A 16404-nucleotide genomic window follows, 5' to 3' on the forward strand; every position below is an offset into this window, starting at 1 on the left:
TGAGTGCGCAGCGCTCACAAATAAGAGGGCCGCTACGCAGCCCAGCGGGAGCAAGCTCCCTGGCCACAGGGGGTTACCTTTTCCCTGGATTACAACGGCAAATGCCGACTCAACAACGCTCTCAACGCGGCCGGTTTCACTGGCTTGGCCAAGTAATCCAATCCCGCCGCATGCACCTGGGCCACGGTCTCGGGCCGGCCGTCGGCGCTGATCACCACGCCCGGCACCGGTTCGCCCATCCGCGTGCGCAACCAGGCCATCAACTCGGTACCCGTTTCGCCGTCGTCCAGATGAAAATCCACCAGGGCCAGTTGCGGGCGGCCACCCTGGGTCAGCCAGCGCTCGCATTCCTCGCGGTTGCGCGCGGTCCACACCCGGCAACCCCAGCGGGTCAGCAGGCTGTCCATGCCAATCAGGATGCTGTCTTCGTTGTCCACGCACAGCACCTGCGCTCCGCTGGGCAAGTGACCGTTGGGCTCGACCACGACAGTGGGCGCCACGACTTGCGTGCTGGCCAGCGGCACGCTGACGCTGAACACACTGCCGCGCCCCGGCCAGGAGCGTACGCGCAATGTATGGCCAAGCACGCGGCACAGCCCATCAGCGATCGCCAGGCCGAGGCCGAGGCCTTTTTCGGCGCGGGTCTGATGGCTGTCGAGGCGTTTGAACTCTTCGAAAATCACTTGCTGTTTGTCTTCGGCGATGCCCGGCCCTCGATCCCAGACCTCCAGGCACAGCTCACCGTCGCGGCGGCGTACGCCCAGCAGCACCGGCCCCTTGGCGTAGCGGAAGGCGTTGGTGAGGAAGTTCTGCAGAACGCGCCGCAGCAACTTGATGTCGCTGTCGACCCGCAGCCGCGAACCACGAACCCGAAATTTCAGGCCTTGCTCCTGGGCCAGCGCCGTGAATTCGGCGCCCAGCGTGTCGAACAAATCGTTGAGGGCGAACGGCTTGCGGTCGGGGTTGATCTTGCCGTTTTCCAGCCGGGAAATGTCCAGCAGGTCAGTGATCAGGTCCTCGGCCGAGCGCAATGAGCTGTCCAGATGCTGGACCAACTGCCGGGCCTCGCCCGGCAAGCCGTCGTGCTGGTGGGACAGCGCGGCGGAGAACAGTCGCGCGGCGTTGAGCGGTTGCATCAGGTCATGGCTGACAGCGGCGAGGAAGCGGGTCTTGGATTGGTACGCGGATTCGGCCGTGCTCTTGGCTTCGGTCAGGGCCAGGTTCAGTTGCGAGAGTTCGCGGGTGCGTTCGGCCACCCGTTGTTCCAGCCCTTCGTTGGCTTCGGTCAAGGCCTGGGCGGCTTCGCGGAACGCGGTGATATCGGTGAAACTCATGACAAAACCGCCGCCGGGCATCGGGTTGCCGATCAGCTCGATCACCCGGCCGTTGGGGAATAGCCGTTCCGAGGTGTGCGCCCGGCCCTGGCGCATCCAGTGCAGGCGCCGGGCGACATGGACTTCCGCCTCGCCCGGACCACAGAGGCCGCGCTCGGCGTTGTAGCGGATGATGTCGGCGATCGGCCGACCGACGCTGATCAAGCCGTCGGGGTAGTTGAACAATTCCAGGTACCGGCGGTTCCACGCCACCAGCCGCAGGGACTGATCGACCACGCTGATGCCTTGGGTGATGTTTTCAATGGCGCCTTGCAGCAGGGCCCGGTTGAATTGCAGCACCTCGGACGCTTCGTCGGCGATCCGCACGACGTCTTCCAGTTGCATCTCCCGGCCTTCGATCGCCGCCTTCACCACCGCTCGCGTCGAAGAGGCCCCCAGGACGCCGGCCAGCAGGCGCTCGGTGTGGGCGATCCATTCGCTGTCGGCGTTCTGGCTTGGGTTGAAACCCTTGCCTTGGCGATAGGCAAAGCGGATGAAGCTCTGGCGCGCGCGTTCTTCGCCGACGAAGCGGGCGGCAAGTTGCAACAGATCATCGATCTGCACCGCCAGCATGGAGCGTGGATTGGGTCGGGCGCTGATCTCTTGGCCGATGAAGCGTCCAGCCTGCCAATGCTCCGACACGCGCGTGCGCGACAGCACCGAGACCCAGGCGAACAATATGAAGTTGCCGGCCAGGGACAGGACGACGCCTTGGGTCAGCGGGGTGATCGGCAGGTTCAGTGGGTTGCCATGCAGCCAGGCCAGACCGGGGAAACTGCCCAGCGACCAGCCCAGGCTGTGGGCGGCGATCGGCAGCACCAGAGTGTAGAACCAGAGGAATATGCCCATGGCGAGGCCGGCAAACACACCGCGCCGGTTTGCCTGTTTCCAGTACAGCGCGCCGAGCATGGCGGGCGCCAGTTGCGTCACTGCGGCGAAGGCGATCTGGCCGATGGTCGCCAGGCTCGCTGTCGAACCCAGCAATCGATAGCTGACGTAGGCCAGCAGGAGAATCACGACAATACTCACCCGGCGTACCGACAGCATCCATTGGCGGAATACTTCAAACGGCCGCTCGGCATTGTTGCGGCGCAGCAGCCAGGGCAACAGCATGTCATTGGAGACCATGGTCGACAGCGCGACACTCGCGACGATGACCATGCCGGTGGCGGCCGAGGCGCCGCCGATGAAGGCCAGCACCGCCAGCGCCGGATGGGCTTGGGCGAGCGGTAGGCTGATGACGAACGAGTCCGGCAACACCGAGCTGGGCAACATCATTTGCCCGGCGAGGGCGATCGGCACGACGAACAGCGCCGCCAGGGCCAGGTAGGCGGGGAACACCCATTTGGCCAGGCGCAGGTCCTGGGGTTCGATGTTCTCGACCACGGTGACGTGGAACTGCCGCGGCAGGCAAATGATCGCCATCATCGCCACCCCGGTCTGCACCACCATGGACGGCCAGTTGATGGTTTCTTTCCAGTACTGCTCCAGTCGCGGCGCCAGCATCGCCTGGTTGAAGAGATCGTCGAAGCCGTCATAAAGGCCGAACGTGACGAACGCGCCGACCGCCAGGAAGGCGAACAGCTTGACCAGGGATTCAAAGGCAATCGCCAGCACCATGCCGCGGTGGTGCTCGGTGGCGTCGAGGTTGCGGGTGCCGAAGACAATCGTGAACAGTGCCAGGATCAGCGAGACGATCAACGCCGTATCCTGCGCCCGGGTGCCCATGGCGTCGGCTCCGGCGCCGATCAACAGGTTCACTCCGAGCACGATCCCCTTGAGCTGCAAGGCAATGTAGGGCAGCACGCCGACCAGGCAGATCAGGGCCACCACCACCGCCAGGGATTGGGACTTGCCATAGCGGGCGGCGATGAAGTCGGCGATGGAGGTGATGTTCTCCTGCTTGCTGATCATCACCATCTTCTGCAGGACCCACGGCGCCAACACCATCAACAGGATCGGCCCGAGGTAGATCGGCAGGAAGGCCCAGAGTTGTTCGGCGGCCTGGCCCACTGCGCCAAAGAACGTCCAACTGGTGCAATACACTGCCAGCGACAGGCTATAGACCCACGCCCGCACGCGCGGCGGCAGCGGCGTGCTGCGTCGGTCGCCGTAGAAGGCGATGGCGAACATGATGGCCATATAGGCCAGGGCGACAACGGCGATCAGCCCGCTGGACAGCGACATGGAAACTCCCAGACAAATACGCCCGGGCTTGAGCCCGGCAAGACAGTCTCGCATGCCCGCTCGGGTTCGTCAGTGTCGACCAAGGTCGAGGCGCGGCGGGGTGTCGCGGGTGGGGAATTATTTAGTGTTCTTTCGGGCCGCTTTCGCGAGCAAGCCCGCTCCCACAATGGCTATTTATCGAATACAAGATTTGTGGCACACCGAAATCCAATGTGGGAGCGAGCTTGCTCGCGATGGCATTTTCACTGATCCAACGCCATATCCACCAACCGATACAACTCCTCGACCTCCAGCGGCGCCGTGGCGAAGAGGATGCGAAACACCGTCGGCGCGACGATCACGTTCACCAACCGCTCGATCCCGGGATTCGGCTCATCGGGATAACGGTCCAGGATGATCTGCAGTTGGCCGCTGATAATGCCCACGCAATACCCCGGCGTGGCGCAGGCCTGGATGTCGCGCATCATGTTGCGGCCGGGCTCGGAAGTCATTTCGTCCAGGTATTGCTCGGCCCAGGCGCGCAAGTCGCCGCGCAGGCTGCCGGTGTTGGCCGGTTCGCCGTCGGGGCGCATGCGCTCGATGGCGACGTCGGCCAGCAGCGCCGGCAGATCGCCCCAGCGCCGGTAAATGGTGGACGGCGTGACGCCCGCGCGCGCAGCGATCTGCGGCACGGTCAGGGTGGCGCGATCCTGCTCCTGGAGCAGGGCGCGCACCGCCGAATGAATCGACTCTTGGACCCGGGCGCTTCTGCCGCCGGGGCGTAAACCTTCTTTGATAGCCATGTGTCGGACCTTAACACAAAGAATTTGCTTTAAGCACACACCGGTAGCACACTCGGCAAAAGCAAAAAATTAGCTTTTATGAATGTCCTTGTGGAGCGTGCCCATGTCTCGTCCAGCTTCGACCCGCGTCAGCCTGATATTTCTGGCGATCACCTTGCTCGGTTTTCTGGCGGCGTCCAGCGCGCCGACGCCGTTGTACCACCTCTACCAGGAGCACATGCAATTCTCCCCGGCGATCCTGACACTAATCTTCGGCGTGTACGCGTTCAGTCTGTTGGCGGCCCTGTTGGTCGTCGGCTCGTTGTCTGATTACCTCGGCCGCAGACCGGTGATTTTCGTCGCGTTGCTGCTCAACGTGCTGGCGATGCTGCTATTTATCAATGCCGAGAGTGTCGCCTGGTTGATCGGCGCGCGGTTGATCCAGGGCTTCGCCACGGGCATGGCCACCAGTGTCTTGGGCGCAGCGTTGCTGGATTTCGATCGCCAGCAGGGCCCGCTGATCACCAGCGTGGCGCCTCTGCTGGGCATGGCATGTGGCGCGATGGGGTGTGGCTTGTTGGCAGAATTCGCGCCGATGCCGTTGCAACTGACCTACTGGATTCTGTTGGCGTTGTTTGTCTTCCAAGCCATTTACCTCTGGCGCCTGGCGGAAAGCGTCAGCCCACAACCCGGGGCCTGGCGATCGCTGCGCCCGACCTTACATGTGCCGGTCCAGGCGCGGCGCGCATTGTGGCTGATATTGCCCTTGGACTTGGCGGCCTGGGCGGTCGGTGGATTCTATCTGTCCCTGGCGCCGTCTTTGGTTCGGGCCGCGACCGGGTCGACGTCGAACCTGATCGGCGGTGCGCTGGTGGCCGTGTTGACGCTCACGGGGGCGTTGTCGATCTATGCCCTGCGTAACCGCGCGGCGGACATGATGCTGCGGCTTGGCGCCAGCCTGCTGGTACTTGGCCTGGCCCTGGTGCTGATCGCCGTGCACACGGCCAGCCTGCCCTTGTTTTTCATTGGCACGCTGATTACCGGCAGCGGTTTCGGTTCGGGATTCCTCGGTGCCCTGCGCAGCATCATGCCGCTGGCCTTGCCCCACGAACGGGCGGGGTTGATGTCGGCGTTCTATGTGCTCAGCTACTTGGCGTTCAGCTTGCCGTCGCTGCTGGCTGGGAACCTGACGCGTCTCTACGGTCTGATTCCGACCACCAATGGTTTTGGTGCAGTGCTGATCTTAATGGCCGTCGGCGCGCTGGCAGGCTTGCTGCGCCAACCCGCGAAACCGTTGGCTGATGGGCTTCGTTCTTGATCGTATATCTGAAAAACAGATTAGATATAGAGAAATTACCCGTTATATAGATATTCTTTCAGGTTCTAGCATGGCGTCACCTTATCCGAGGAGAGAAGTGACCATGACGTGCCGTGCTGAAAGATATCGCCTGCGCCCCCTGAGCCATCTGCCGAGTCCGCTGGAAGTCGTTCGGCAATTCACCCCGAATTGGTTCGCCGCCACTATGGGCACCGGTGTGCTGGCGCTGGCCTTGGCGCAGTTGCCCGGGGCGACCCCGGGCTTGCACCGGGTGGCTGAAGGGCTGTGGTTGCTCAACATTTTGCTGTTCATTGTGTTTGCCGGGCTCTACACCGCTCGCTGGGTGCTCTTCTTTGATGAGGCCCGGCGGATCTTCGGACATTCAACCGTGTCGATGTTTTTCGGCACGATTCCGATGGGGCTGGCAACCATCATCAACGGTTTCCTACTGTTCGGCGTCCCGCGCTGGGGGGAGGGCGTGCTGTCGCTGGTCGAGGTGTTGTGGTGGATCGACGTGGCGATGTCATTGGCCTGCGGCGTGTTGATTCCGTACCTGATGTTTACCCGCCAGGAACACCGCATCGACCAGATGACGGCCGTGTGGCTGTTGCCCGTGGTGGCTGCCGAAGTCGCCGCCGCCAGCGGTGGGTTATTGGCACCGCACCTTGGGGACGCCCATTCGCAACTGGTGACGTTGGTCACCAGCTACATACTCTGGGCATTTTCCCTACCGGTGGCATTCAGCATTCTGACGATCCTGCTGTTGCGCATGGCCCTGCATAAACTGCCCCACGAAAACATGGCTGCTTCGAGCTGGCTGGCCCTTGGCCCGATCGGTACCGGCGCCCTGGGCATGTTGTTGCTGGGCGGTGATGCGCCCATGATTTTCGCCGCCAATGGTCTGCCGGGCATGGGCGAGGTCGCTTCAGGCCTGGGATTGGTCGCCGGCATCACCCTGTGGGGCTTCGGTTTCTGGTGGATGTTGATGGCGCTGTTGATCACCGCGCGCTATTTGCGTGAAGGCATCCCGTTCAACCTTGGTTGGTGGGGCTTCACCTTTCCCTTGGGCGTGTATGCGCTGACAACCCTGAAGCTGGCGAGCCTGCTGAGCCTGGCGTTTTTCAGTGTGTTCGGCTGTGGGCTGGTGGCGCTGCTGGTGGTGATGTGGCTGATCGTTGGCTGGCGCACGCTGGTCGGCGCCTGGCACGGTGAGTTGTTTGTGTCGCCCTGCATTGCGGCGCTGGCGAAATAATCGGCAAAGACAGGTAATGTGTGGCCTGGATCGAAAAAGCGTCATTCCAATAAGCGTCCACGCCACTCAGGAACATGGAAGATGAGTCACCCTTCGCAGTTCAATTTGCTTCGCACGCGGCGCTTCCTGCCGTTCTTCATTACGCAGTCCCTTGGCGCGTTCAACGACAACATTTTCAAGCAGTCGCTGATTCTCGCCATCCTCTACAAACTGACCATTGAGGGTGACCGCTCGATTTGGGTCAACCTCTGCGCGCTCTTGTTCATCTTGCCGTTCTTCCTGTTCTCCGCATTGGCGGGCCAGTTTGGGGAAAAATTCGCCAAGGATGCGTTGATTCGCCTGATCAAGCTGGGCGAGATCGCGATCATGGCGGTCGGTGCGTTGGGGTTCCTGTTCGATCACCTGTGGCTGATGCTGGTGGCGCTGTTTGCCATGGGCACCCACTCGGCGCTGTTCGGGCCGGTGAAGTATTCGATTCTGCCGCAGGCCCTGCGCGAGGATGAACTGGTTGGCGGAAATGGCCTGGTGGAGATGGGGACGTTCCTGGCGATCCTCGCCGGCACCATCGGCGCAGGAATCATGATGTCGTCGGCGCACTACGCGCCAGTCGTGTCAGTGGCGATTGTCGGCATTGCCGCGGCCGGCTACCTGGCCAGTCGCAGCATCCCACGGGCAGCGGCCGCTTCGCCGCAGATGCGCTTGAACTGGAACATTTTCAGCCAGTCCTGGGCCACGCTGAAGTTGGGCCTGGGGCAGACGCCGGCGGTATCCCGTTCCATCGTTGGCAACTCATGGTTCTGGTTTGTCGGGGCGATCTACCTGACGCAGATTCCCGCCTATGCCAAGGAATGGATGCACGGCGATGAAACCGTCGTGACCCTGATCCTTACGGTGTTCTCGGTGGGGATCGCCTTGGGCTCGATGCTCTGCGAAAAGCTGTCGGGGCGCAAAGTCGAGATCGGCCTGGTGCCGTTCGGCTCGTTCGGGCTGACCGTGTTCGGCCTGCTGCTGTGGTGGCATTCCGGTGGGATCCCCGACAGCGTCGACGGCCACGGCTGGCTGCAGATTCTCGGGTTCGGCCACGCCTGGCTGGTGCTGATCGATATTCTCGGCCTGGGCATCTTCGGTGGTTTCTACATCGTGCCCCTGTATGCACTGATCCAGTCGCGTACCGTCGAAAACGAGCGGGCGCGGGTCATCGCCGCCAACAACATTCTCAATGCCTTGTTCATGGTGGTCTCGGCGATTGTCTCCATCGTCCTGCTGAGCCTGGCCAAGCTGTCGATTCCGCAGTTGTTCCTGGTGGTGTCGCTGCTGAACATTGGCGTCAACGCCTACATCTTCAAGATCGTCCCCGAGTTCAGCATGCGTTTCATGATCTGGCTGCTCAGCCACTCCATGTACCGCGTGGAGCATCGCAACCTGGACGCGATTCCTGACGAAGGCGCCGCGCTGCTTGTGTGCAATCACGTGTCGTTTGTCGATGCCTTGTTGATTGGCGGCGCGGTGCGTCGGCCGATTCGCTTTGTCATGTACTACAAGATCTACAACCTGCCGGTGCTGAACTTTATCTTTCGCACCGCCGGGACGATTCCGATTGCCGGGCGCCAGGAAGACATCCATATCTACGAAAAAGCCTTCAGCCGCATCGCCCAGTATCTGAAAGACGGTGAGCTGGTGTGCATCTTCCCTGAAGGAAAGTTGACCGCCGACGGTGAGATCAATGAGTTCAAGAGTGGCTTGACGCGCATCCTCCAGGAAACGCCGGTGCCGGTGATCCCGCTGGCGCTGCAAGGGTTGTGGGGGAGCTTCTTCAGTCGCGATCCGAGTAAAGGAATGTTCCGTCGTTTTTGGTCGCGAGTGACTTTGGTGGCGGGGACGGCGGTGGCGGTCGAGGCGGCTGAGCCTGCGAAGTTGCAAGCGCTGGTGGGGGAGTTGCGCGGGGCTGTGAGATAAGCCGAAACCCTGTGGGAGCGAGCTTGCTCGCGATAGCGGTCTGCCTGTGACATCGACGCCAGCTGGCTGATTGTAATCGCGAGCAAGCTCGCTCCCACAGAAACGGATCTAAGCGCTGACCTTGAGCCCGATCAGCCCGGCAACGATCAACGCGACGCTGGCCAACCGAACCAGCGCCATTGACTCACCAAACAGAATGATCCCGGCGATCACCGTGCCCACGGCACCGACCCCGGTCCAGATCGCGTAGGCCGTGCCCAGCGGCAATTCCTTCATTGCAAGGCCAAGCAGGCCGAGGCTGATCGCCATGGCGGCAATGGTCAGCGCAGTGGGGAGCGGGCGGCTGAAGCCGTCGGTGTACTTCAGGCCGACAGCCCAGCCGACTTCGAACAGGCCGGCAAAAAACAGAATGATCCAGGACATCACACACCTCATCGATGGATGGGGTCGTCCCCGGACAAGAAAAACTCCTATGGAGCAGCGGGGTCGTCCCCGCATTGGGCAGAAGGATGCCCAATGCTGACCGTTTGATCAAGTCGCTCGCTCAGTCCGCCGCCTGCCGGGCCAATTGCTCACGGTCCTGTTTTTCGCTCATGCGGCGGAACCAGGTCGAGAGCAGTGCCCCGGAAATATTGTGCCAGACGCTGAACAGCGCACTGGGCACCGCCGCCAACGGCGAAAAGTGCGCGCTGGCCAGCGCCGCGCCCAAGCCGGAGTTCTGCATGCCGACTTCCAGGGACAAGGTCTTGCGCTGGGCCAGCGGCAATCCGAACAGCCGACCGGTGAAATACCCCAGCAAGTAGCCGAAGCTGTTGTGCAGGACGACAATGGCCATGATCAGCAAGCCGGATTCGGCGATCTTCGCCTGGCTGGCCGCGACCACTGCGGCGACGATAATCACGATGCTGACCACCGAGACCAGAGGCAGCACTTCAACAGCGTGACGAACCCGCGCGCCCAACAGTCGCTGGGCAATGATGCCCAGAGCGATGGGCAACAACACAATCTGCAGGATCGACCAGAACAACGCGGAGAACGACACCGGCAGCCAAGCCGAAGCCAGCAGCCAGATCAGTGCCGGGGTCAGCAAAGGGGCGAGCAGGGTGGTGATGGCGGAAATCGCCACGGCCAGGGCCAGGTCACCGCGTGCGAGCCAGGTCATGACATTGGAGGAGGTGCCGCTCGGGCAACAGCCCACCAGGATCACCCCGACGGCGATTTCCGGCGGCAGGCTGAATACTTGGCAAAGCAGCCATGCCGTACCCGGCATGATCACGAACTGGGCAATCACGCCCAGGGCCACGCGTCCCGGACGACGCGCCACTTCGGCAAAGTCTTCAAGTTTGAGTGCCAGGCCCATGCCGAACATCACCAGCCCCAGCAGGGGCACGATGGCGACCTTCAGGTCGACGAACCACTGCGGTTGCATGAATGCCAGCACCGCAAAGAACAACACCCAGTAAGCGAACGTATTGCCGACAAAGCGGCTCAATGCAGCCAGTGCACGCATGACCTGATCCTTATTATTAAGAACACCACAAACCCAATGTGGGAGCGGGCTTGCTCGCGAAAGCGAAGTGTCATTCAACATCATCGTTGAATATCAGTCAGCCTTCGCGAGCAAGCCCGCTCCCACATAGAGACCAACAGTCTTTAGATCCCCTGCGGAATCTCTTCCCCGCCCAGCGCTTCCACCAACGCCGGCAGGAACTCGCCAAACGTCAGCATCATCAGGGTGAAACTGGCGTCCAACTGGCCAAGAGCCTCGTCGCCGCCATCCTGCTCCGCCTGGTCCTGCAGCAGGTCTTCGAATTTCAGGCGCTTGACCACCATCTTGTCGTCGAGCACGAACGACAACTTGTCCTGCCACGCCAGCGACAGTTGGGTCACCACCTTGCCGGTGTTCAGGTGCAGCTGAATTTCGTCGCTGGTCAGGTCCTGACGCTTGCAACGCACGATCCCGCCGTCTTCATGGGTGTCGCGCAGTTCACATTCGTCCAGCACGTAGAAATCGTCAGCAGCTTTCTGCGTCTTGACCCAGTCGGTCATGATCGCGGTCGGTGCGGTCTTCACGGTGAGCGGACGCACGGGCAGCGTGCCGATGACTTCGCGCAGCGTGGAGAGCAAGTCTTCGGCGCGTTTCGGGCTGGCGGAGTTGACCAGGATCAGGCCCTGTTTTGGCGCGATGGCGGCAAAAGTGGACGAGCGACGGATAAACGCGCGAGGCAGGAAGGCCTGGATGATTTCATCCTTGATCTGGTCCCGTTCCTTTTTATAGACCTTGCGCATTTGCTCGGCTTCGATTTCCTCGACCTTTTCCTTGACCGCGTCGCGCACGACGCTGCCAGGCAGGATGCGTTCTTCCTTGCGCGCGGCGATCAACAGGAAATCCTGGCTGACGTGCACCAAGGGTGCATCTTCGCCTTTGCCAAACGGCGCGACGAAACCGTAAGTGGTCAACTCCTGGCTTGCACAGGGGCGCGCCAGTTTGCTCGCCAGTGCTGTTTCCAACGCCTCGGCATCAACAGGCAGATCTTGGGTCAGGCGATAGATAAGCAGGTTCTTGAACCACATGGGGTGAGTCTCTCCTTTATACAAAGGGGGGCATTATTCTCTTCGCGGCGCCATAGGCCAACCCTTCGCTAAGCCTTTGGAAGGCCTGAAAAAATTAATTTAAAAAGTGCTTGCCAGCTCAGGGGCTGCTCCGTAGAATGCGCGCCACACCGAAAGTGAAGGGTGATTAGCTCAGCCGGGAGAGCGTCTGCCTTACAAGCAGAATGTCGGCGGTTCGATCCCGTCATCACCCACCATTCGCTTCCAGTGTTACGCGCAGCGGTAGTTCAGTCGGTTAGAATACCGGCCTGTCACGCCGGGGGTCGCGGGTTCGAGTCCCGTCCGCTGCGCCATATTCGGTTACCTGGAACACTGAACGCCAGGTCACCACGGAAAGCCCGCTAACGCGGGCTTTTTGCTGTTTGCAGTTCCTGCGGTGTGCGTCGCTCATGTTTTTTGCTGGATTTGTTAATTAAATCAGCACGTTACAAAAAACTGTGAGAGAATGCGCCCCGCATCGAAAGTGAAGGGTGATTAGCTCAGCTGGGAGAGCGTCTGCCTTACAAGCAGAATGTCGGCGGTTCGATCCCGTCATCACCCACCAAACTTTCAATGTTACGCGCAGCGGTAGTTCAGTCGGTTAGAATACCGGCCTGTCACGCCGGGGGTCGCGGGTTCGAGTCCCGTCCGCTGCGCCATATTCGGCACTTGGAATACTGAACGCCAGGTTGCCAACAAAAAGCCCGCTTATTTGAGCGGGCTTTTTGTTGCCTGTCTTTTTGCCTCTGTCCTACTGCTCGGCATTGCGGCTATGACGGTAATCGCTGACCGCCTCATAAACCGCCTTGCGCAAACGGTTGATACCGCCAATCGGACGATGGGCCTCGATACCGAACCACGGGTTGAACGACTGGTTATCACACGCCAGGTTCAGCTTGGGCGTATCGAAGTCCTGGGCCGGTACCTTGATCCGCGCCACCGTCTCGAACGGTGCATCGCTTTCTTTCCATTCGATACTGGTGTCTTCGATCGGCATGTACTTGTTCGGATCCTGGCGCTGGATCTGCAAGACAAAACAGGCCGGCACGCGATCGGTGGATAACTGCTGATTCAGCGCGCTACGCAAGAAGTTCGGCAGATCCTGGTTCTGCGGCGGCAAGGTGTAGCCCGGACAGCTGTCCGGGTCCGGTGCGACGCGAAACTTGGCATTGGCCTCGCCGAATTTGTAAGGCGATACCGAGAAGTAAGTGGTCTGGGTCGGGCTGGCCGGCGGTGGCGAAAGTGTCGCCAGGGCGATGAATAAATGTCGGATCTGCCAGGTGCGTGGGTCGAGGCTCGGAAAGAACGCCATTACCTTCTTTCCGTCAGCCTGAGCGGCCACATTCTGACGGTACTCGGCGACATCGCTGACAAAGAAATTCGGATGATTGAACATCACGAAATCCTGCTCACCCTTGGATTGCCGATCGGCCAGCAGTTGCCTGCCAGGCACGTCCAACAACTTGATGGCCATCCCTCGGGCATCGCGCAGGCTGTCGAATTGTGGATAGGCGTTGCCGTTGGAGAGGCGGATCGTCGCTTGCCAGGTCTTGCCCGGTTCGGCGAATACACCCTGGCGCAACGGCGTAGGCAAGTCACTGGGCACCTGGACTTCGGCCATGACGCAACCGTGGGCCTTGGCATGGGCGTCGCGCAGGTAACGCGTGCCTTCGCGGTGCTGATCAACGATGCGGATCGCGGTCTGGATGATGTCCTGGGTCATGGCGCTTTCGCCGGGCGGTATCTGTTCCTGGTCCGGGACCGGCCCGCTGTGCTGCCATGCAAACCAGGCTGTGGCCAAGGCCCAGCCGAGGAGCCCGAAACCCAGCAGCCACAGGAGCGTCTTGCCCAAAAAGGCGCCGAGGCGCAGCCAGAGCGTGATCAACATGCCAACATCCTTTTACTTATGAGGTTCATCATTACAGTTGCGCCTCCAGCGGCCCGCCAAGCACCTTCAGATATTCCAGCAAGGCCCAGCGTTCCTGCGGTTGCAGCAAGCGCCCGATGACGCCGTTGCCTCGTTCGCCAGCGCGGAATTCATGACCGCTGTTGTGATTGCCGGTGATCTTGGTGTCGAAGAGGAAGCCGTTGGCAAAGGCTTCGGTGCGATAGCCCAGATGTCGCGGATCGTATTCGAAGGTGCCTTTATAGAAGGTGGTCGCCCGTTCATCCTGCGGCGACAGCAATTGATAGATCGTCGGAACCGAGCCGTTATGCAGGAAGGGTGGCGTGGCCCAGACGCCCGCCAGTGGTCGCGCTTTGTAGGCGCGCAATTCACGAACGCCGATGGGCAGCCCGAAACCATCCAGGGCCGGGCGCTCGACGGGGGTGACGCCGGCATCGCGATAGGCGCGGTTTTCGACGAATGCAGTGACGTAGGCCAGGCCCTTGGCGACCGATACCTGGCTCAGATCCAACGGTTCCGTCGGGGTGGGGTGCAGTTGCACGTCGAGTTTGGCCAGCTCGGCCGGGTCCCACTGCAGGCTGGTCAGGTTGAAGCGATGGTCGGCGATATTGTTAGCCGTGCCGGGATCGGTGCCGATCACTTGCACCGGCAGCATGTGCAGTTGCTGGACTGGCCTGTCAGGTCCTTGTACGACTTTAGGAACGTGGCAACCGGCGCAGTTCTCGGCGAAAAGTGCCCGGCCCTTGGCGGCCAAGGGCTTGTCGATCGAGCCCAGCAGCGCTTCCGGCCATGCGGGAGGCTTGAGCAACTGCAAGGTTTCTTCGATCTTGTTCAGGTCCCGCACGCGTACGCTGGAGGGGTAGCGCGCTTCACCTTGCAACGGTTTGCCCTGGGCATCGAAGAAATTCAAGGTGGCACCGACCCCCAACGCCTCGCCGACGTTACGGGCCATCGGTTGCTGGGCCGAACCGTTCCACTGTACCCAGTCGAAGGTCCAGATTTCCCACAACTGAGGGTAATCCACCGGTGCGTTGGCGACCCGGTAGTTTTCCGCCGAAATGGCATCGCCGAAACTGGCATTGGCGATACGGCCAAAGGCGTCGGTACGACCCGGGCCTTCCTGGGTGGGGTAGAGGCCGCGGTGCGTGTCATTCCAGGCCGTGCGCAGGAAAGTGTCCAGGGAAACCTTGAATGCCTTGCGCAACGCTTCGTGGCGGGCGTCATAGTCCTTGCCCAGCACTTGGCGGGCGAAACGTTCGAATTTCCATGGGTTGTAGTAGGTCGAGGCGAGACTGGCGACCATGGCCTGTCCGAAACTGCCCCCGCGTAATGTCGGAACGGTCGACGGCAGGACGTGTTGGGCGGAACCGCCATCGATCCGTATCGCCTGGCCCTTGAAGTGCAGTTCGCCGGTGTGGCAGGCGGCGCAAGTGATGTCCAGATATTGCTCGCTGCTGCCCGCGTTCTGGTGTCGTGTGAAGCCTACCGGCAAGTTGCCGGGATTGTCCGGCGTGGCTTTTTGCGCCGGATCGACCAGGAAACCGAAGCGCGCCAGGTACTCCGGCGACGCGAAGCGCTGCTGCGAAAACGGCAGTTCAAGCGCGGTGAACCAGTCGTAACGCAGGCCTTTGACCTGGGTGCCCTGGGGCGTGAAATAGTAAGTCTGGCGCTCGCTGGCGCTCCATTGGTCAAGGTAGTGCACCTGTTCGACAGGCGTGTAGGCCGGCAGGCGTGGGTTGGCGACGTAATAAAGCACTACGGCCACGATCATGATGAGCAATGCGAGGATCAGCAAGAGGAGGCGAGAGAGGAGGCGCACGGTAACGTCCTTGTTTTTTTGATATGTCCTTATGCCTCAGTGCCGCCTGGCCGGCAAGTGGCCATTACCCTTGGGCTGCAGGGGGGCGGCAATCCGTCTCTGTACGAAATCGATGACAGATGCTTCATCTTCCTGGGATTAAAAAGCGTTTGCCGACCTGAACTTATCATCGGTTTGCGGCTCACATGCCGGTAGCCATTGGTCGTGGCCGCCTGATAAGCTCGCGGCTTTACTCGATTGCCCTTTAGGCGCATGAACAAGGAAATAGCATGAAACAGCATCGGTTGGCGGCGGCGGTAGCCCTGGTTGGCCTGGTACTCGCGGGTTGCGACTCGCAGACCAGCGTAGAGCTGAAAACCCCGGCGCAGAAAGCTTCCTACGGTATTGGCCTGAACATGGGCAAGAGCCTGGCTCAGGAAGGTATGGATGACCTGGACTCCAAAGCGGTTGCCCAGGGCATCGAAGATGCCGTCGGCAAGAAAGAACAGAAGCTGAAAGACGAAGAATTGGTCGAGGCCTTTGCCGCACTGCAAAAGCGTGCCGAAGAGCGCATGGCCAAGATGAGCGAAGAGTCGGCAGCTGCCGGCAAGAAATTCCTCGAGGAAAACGGCAAGAAGGCCGGCGTGACCACCACCGCTTCCGGCTTGCAGTACGAAGTGGTCAAGAAAGCCGACGGCGCACAGCCTAAGCCAACCGACGTAGTGACCGTTCACTACACCGGCAAGCTGACCAACGGCACCGTATTTGACAGCTCCGTTGAGCGTGGCAGCCCGATTGACCTGCCGGTTAGCGGCGTGATTCCGGGTTGGGTTGAAGGTCTGCAACTGATGCACGTCGGCGAGAAATACAAGCTGTACATCCCGAGTGACCTGGCCTACGGCGCCCAGAGCCCGAGCCCGGCCATTCCTGCCAACTCGGTCCTGGTGTTTGACCTGGAACTGTTGGCTATCAAGGATCCGGCAAAAGAAGACGCAGCCAAGTAATCGCGTCTGCTATAAAGACAACGCCTCGCTTATGCGGGGCGTTGTTGCATTCGGCTTTCGGTAGATGATGAAAAAAACCGAACGCCCGGCGCAGGCCATAGTCATAGGCAATACGGGCGCTGTGCTAGACGCAGTCGACCCATCAAGTCAATGAAATATTAGGTTTTTTTATGTGAGTAAAAAACGCCCGATCTAAGCCGGGCCCTTATAAAACGGGGGCTTCAGCGGTGAAACGCAGCTCTGTTCACAAGGTTATC

11 protein-coding genes and 4 tRNA genes are annotated in these 16404 nt (G+C 60.8%); 8 read left to right on the top strand and 7 right to left on the bottom strand.

Annotated features, from left to right (window positions below):
- Window positions 1–89: 89 nt before the first annotated feature.
- Both KSS97_RS08145 and KSS97_RS08150 read right to left on the bottom strand, forming a co-directional pair.
- Window positions 90–3560, bottom strand: a complete 3471-nt coding sequence (locus KSS97_RS08145; RefSeq protein ID WP_198798102.1) for a hybrid sensor histidine kinase/response regulator — start codon at window positions 3558–3560, stop codon at window positions 90–92.
- Window positions 3561–3802: 242 nt separating this feature from the next.
- Window positions 3803–4342, bottom strand: coding sequence for a TetR/AcrR family transcriptional regulator (locus tag KSS97_RS08150; protein WP_030142373.1), 540 nt, complete (start codon window positions 4340–4342; stop codon window positions 3803–3805).
- Window positions 4343–4445: 103 nt separating this feature from the next.
- Between KSS97_RS08150 and KSS97_RS08155 the strand changes: the two genes are divergently transcribed.
- The 3 genes from KSS97_RS08155 (at window position 4446) to KSS97_RS08165 (ending at window position 8847) form a co-directional block, all read left to right on the top strand.
- On the top strand, window positions 4446–5639 hold the full coding sequence (locus tag KSS97_RS08155) for an MFS transporter (protein WP_217861435.1): 1194 nt from the start codon (window positions 4446–4448) through the stop codon (window positions 5637–5639).
- A 103-nt stretch (window positions 5640–5742) separates the two neighbouring features.
- Window positions 5743–6891, top strand: coding sequence for a TDT family transporter (locus KSS97_RS08160; RefSeq protein WP_217861436.1), 1149 nt, complete (start codon window positions 5743–5745; stop codon window positions 6889–6891).
- 81 nt (window positions 6892–6972) lie between these two features.
- Window positions 6973–8847, top strand: coding sequence for an MFS transporter (locus KSS97_RS08165; RefSeq protein WP_030142370.1), 1875 nt, complete (start codon window positions 6973–6975; stop codon window positions 8845–8847).
- A 108-nt stretch (window positions 8848–8955) separates the two neighbouring features.
- On the opposite strand, the gene sugE is transcribed toward KSS97_RS08165, so the two are convergent.
- From sugE to rdgC, 3 genes are all read right to left on the bottom strand, one after another.
- Window positions 8956–9270 carry a quaternary ammonium compound efflux SMR transporter SugE gene (sugE, locus tag KSS97_RS08170; protein WP_003204587.1) on the bottom strand — a complete coding sequence of 105 codons (315 nt, stop codon included), beginning with the start codon at window positions 9268–9270 and terminating at the stop codon, window positions 8956–8958.
- A 121-nt stretch (window positions 9271–9391) separates the two neighbouring features.
- A complete protein-coding gene (locus KSS97_RS08175; protein WP_030142369.1) occupies window positions 9392–10357 on the bottom strand; it encodes a bile acid:sodium symporter family protein in 966 nt (321 codons plus the stop codon).
- A gap of 143 nt (window positions 10358–10500) precedes the next feature.
- On the bottom strand, window positions 10501–11421 hold the full coding sequence (gene rdgC / locus KSS97_RS08180; protein WP_030142368.1) for a recombination-associated protein RdgC: 921 nt from the start codon (window positions 11419–11421) through the stop codon (window positions 10501–10503).
- A gap of 160 nt (window positions 11422–11581) precedes the next feature.
- On the opposite strand from rdgC, the gene KSS97_RS08185 reads away from it, so the two are divergent.
- The 4 genes from KSS97_RS08185 (at window position 11582) to KSS97_RS08200 (ending at window position 12098) form a co-directional block, all read left to right on the top strand.
- Window positions 11582–11657 (top strand) — tRNA-Val (locus KSS97_RS08185).
- Between the two features lie 19 nt (window positions 11658–11676).
- A tRNA-Asp gene (locus KSS97_RS08190) sits at window positions 11677–11753 on the top strand.
- Between the two features lie 175 nt (window positions 11754–11928).
- Window positions 11929–12004: transfer RNA gene (locus tag KSS97_RS08195), tRNA-Val, on the top strand.
- A 17-nt stretch (window positions 12005–12021) separates the two neighbouring features.
- Window positions 12022–12098: transfer RNA gene (locus tag KSS97_RS08200), tRNA-Asp, on the top strand.
- 92 nt (window positions 12099–12190) lie between these two features.
- On the opposite strand, the gene KSS97_RS08205 is transcribed toward KSS97_RS08200, so the two are convergent.
- Entirely contained in the window at window positions 12191–13327 is a 1137-nt protein-coding gene (locus tag KSS97_RS08205) for a catalase family protein (protein ID WP_217861437.1), read from the bottom strand.
- 31 nt (window positions 13328–13358) lie between these two features.
- On the bottom strand, window positions 13359–15164 hold the full coding sequence (locus tag KSS97_RS08210; RefSeq protein ID WP_217861438.1) for a di-heme-cytochrome C peroxidase: 1806 nt from the start codon (window positions 15162–15164) through the stop codon (window positions 13359–13361).
- Window positions 15165–15433: 269 nt separating this feature from the next.
- Between KSS97_RS08210 and bamJ the strand changes: the two genes are divergently transcribed.
- Window positions 15434–16147, top strand: coding sequence for a BamJ family beta-barrel-assembly machinery protein (bamJ, locus tag KSS97_RS08215; protein ID WP_030142016.1), 714 nt, complete (start codon window positions 15434–15436; stop codon window positions 16145–16147).
- Window positions 16148–16404: the final 257 nt, after the last annotated feature.

The organism is Pseudomonas alvandae (assembly GCF_019141525.1).
Taxonomy (GTDB): domain Bacteria; phylum Pseudomonadota; class Gammaproteobacteria; order Pseudomonadales; family Pseudomonadaceae; genus Aquipseudomonas; species Aquipseudomonas alvandae.

What these genes read in the sequence shown, in the direction of transcription:
- KSS97_RS08205 (WP_217861437.1), bottom strand. Translation starts at nt 13,327, where the DNA reads ATGTTGATCACGCTCTGGCTGCGCCTCGGCGCCTTTTTGGGCAAGACG.
- sugE (WP_003204587.1), bottom strand. Translation starts at nt 9,270, where the DNA reads ATGTCCTGGATCATTCTGTTTTTTGCCGGCCTGTTCGAAGTCGGCTGG.
- KSS97_RS08155 (WP_217861435.1), top strand. Translation starts at nt 4,446, where the DNA reads ATGTCTCGTCCAGCTTCGACCCGCGTCAGCCTGATATTTCTGGCGATC.
- bamJ (WP_030142016.1), top strand. Translation starts at nt 15,434, where the DNA reads ATGAAACAGCATCGGTTGGCGGCGGCGGTAGCCCTGGTTGGCCTGGTA.
- KSS97_RS08150 (WP_030142373.1), bottom strand. Translation starts at nt 4,342, where the DNA reads ATGGCTATCAAAGAAGGTTTACGCCCCGGCGGCAGAAGCGCCCGGGTC.
- KSS97_RS08160 (WP_217861436.1), top strand. Translation starts at nt 5,743, where the DNA reads ATGACGTGCCGTGCTGAAAGATATCGCCTGCGCCCCCTGAGCCATCTG.
- KSS97_RS08165 (WP_030142370.1), top strand. Translation starts at nt 6,973, where the DNA reads ATGAGTCACCCTTCGCAGTTCAATTTGCTTCGCACGCGGCGCTTCCTG.
- KSS97_RS08145 (WP_198798102.1), bottom strand. Translation starts at nt 3,560, where the DNA reads ATGTCGCTGTCCAGCGGGCTGATCGCCGTTGTCGCCCTGGCCTATATG.
- KSS97_RS08175 (WP_030142369.1), bottom strand. Translation starts at nt 10,357, where the DNA reads ATGCGTGCACTGGCTGCATTGAGCCGCTTTGTCGGCAATACGTTCGCT.
- rdgC (WP_030142368.1), bottom strand. Translation starts at nt 11,421, where the DNA reads ATGTGGTTCAAGAACCTGCTTATCTATCGCCTGACCCAAGATCTGCCT.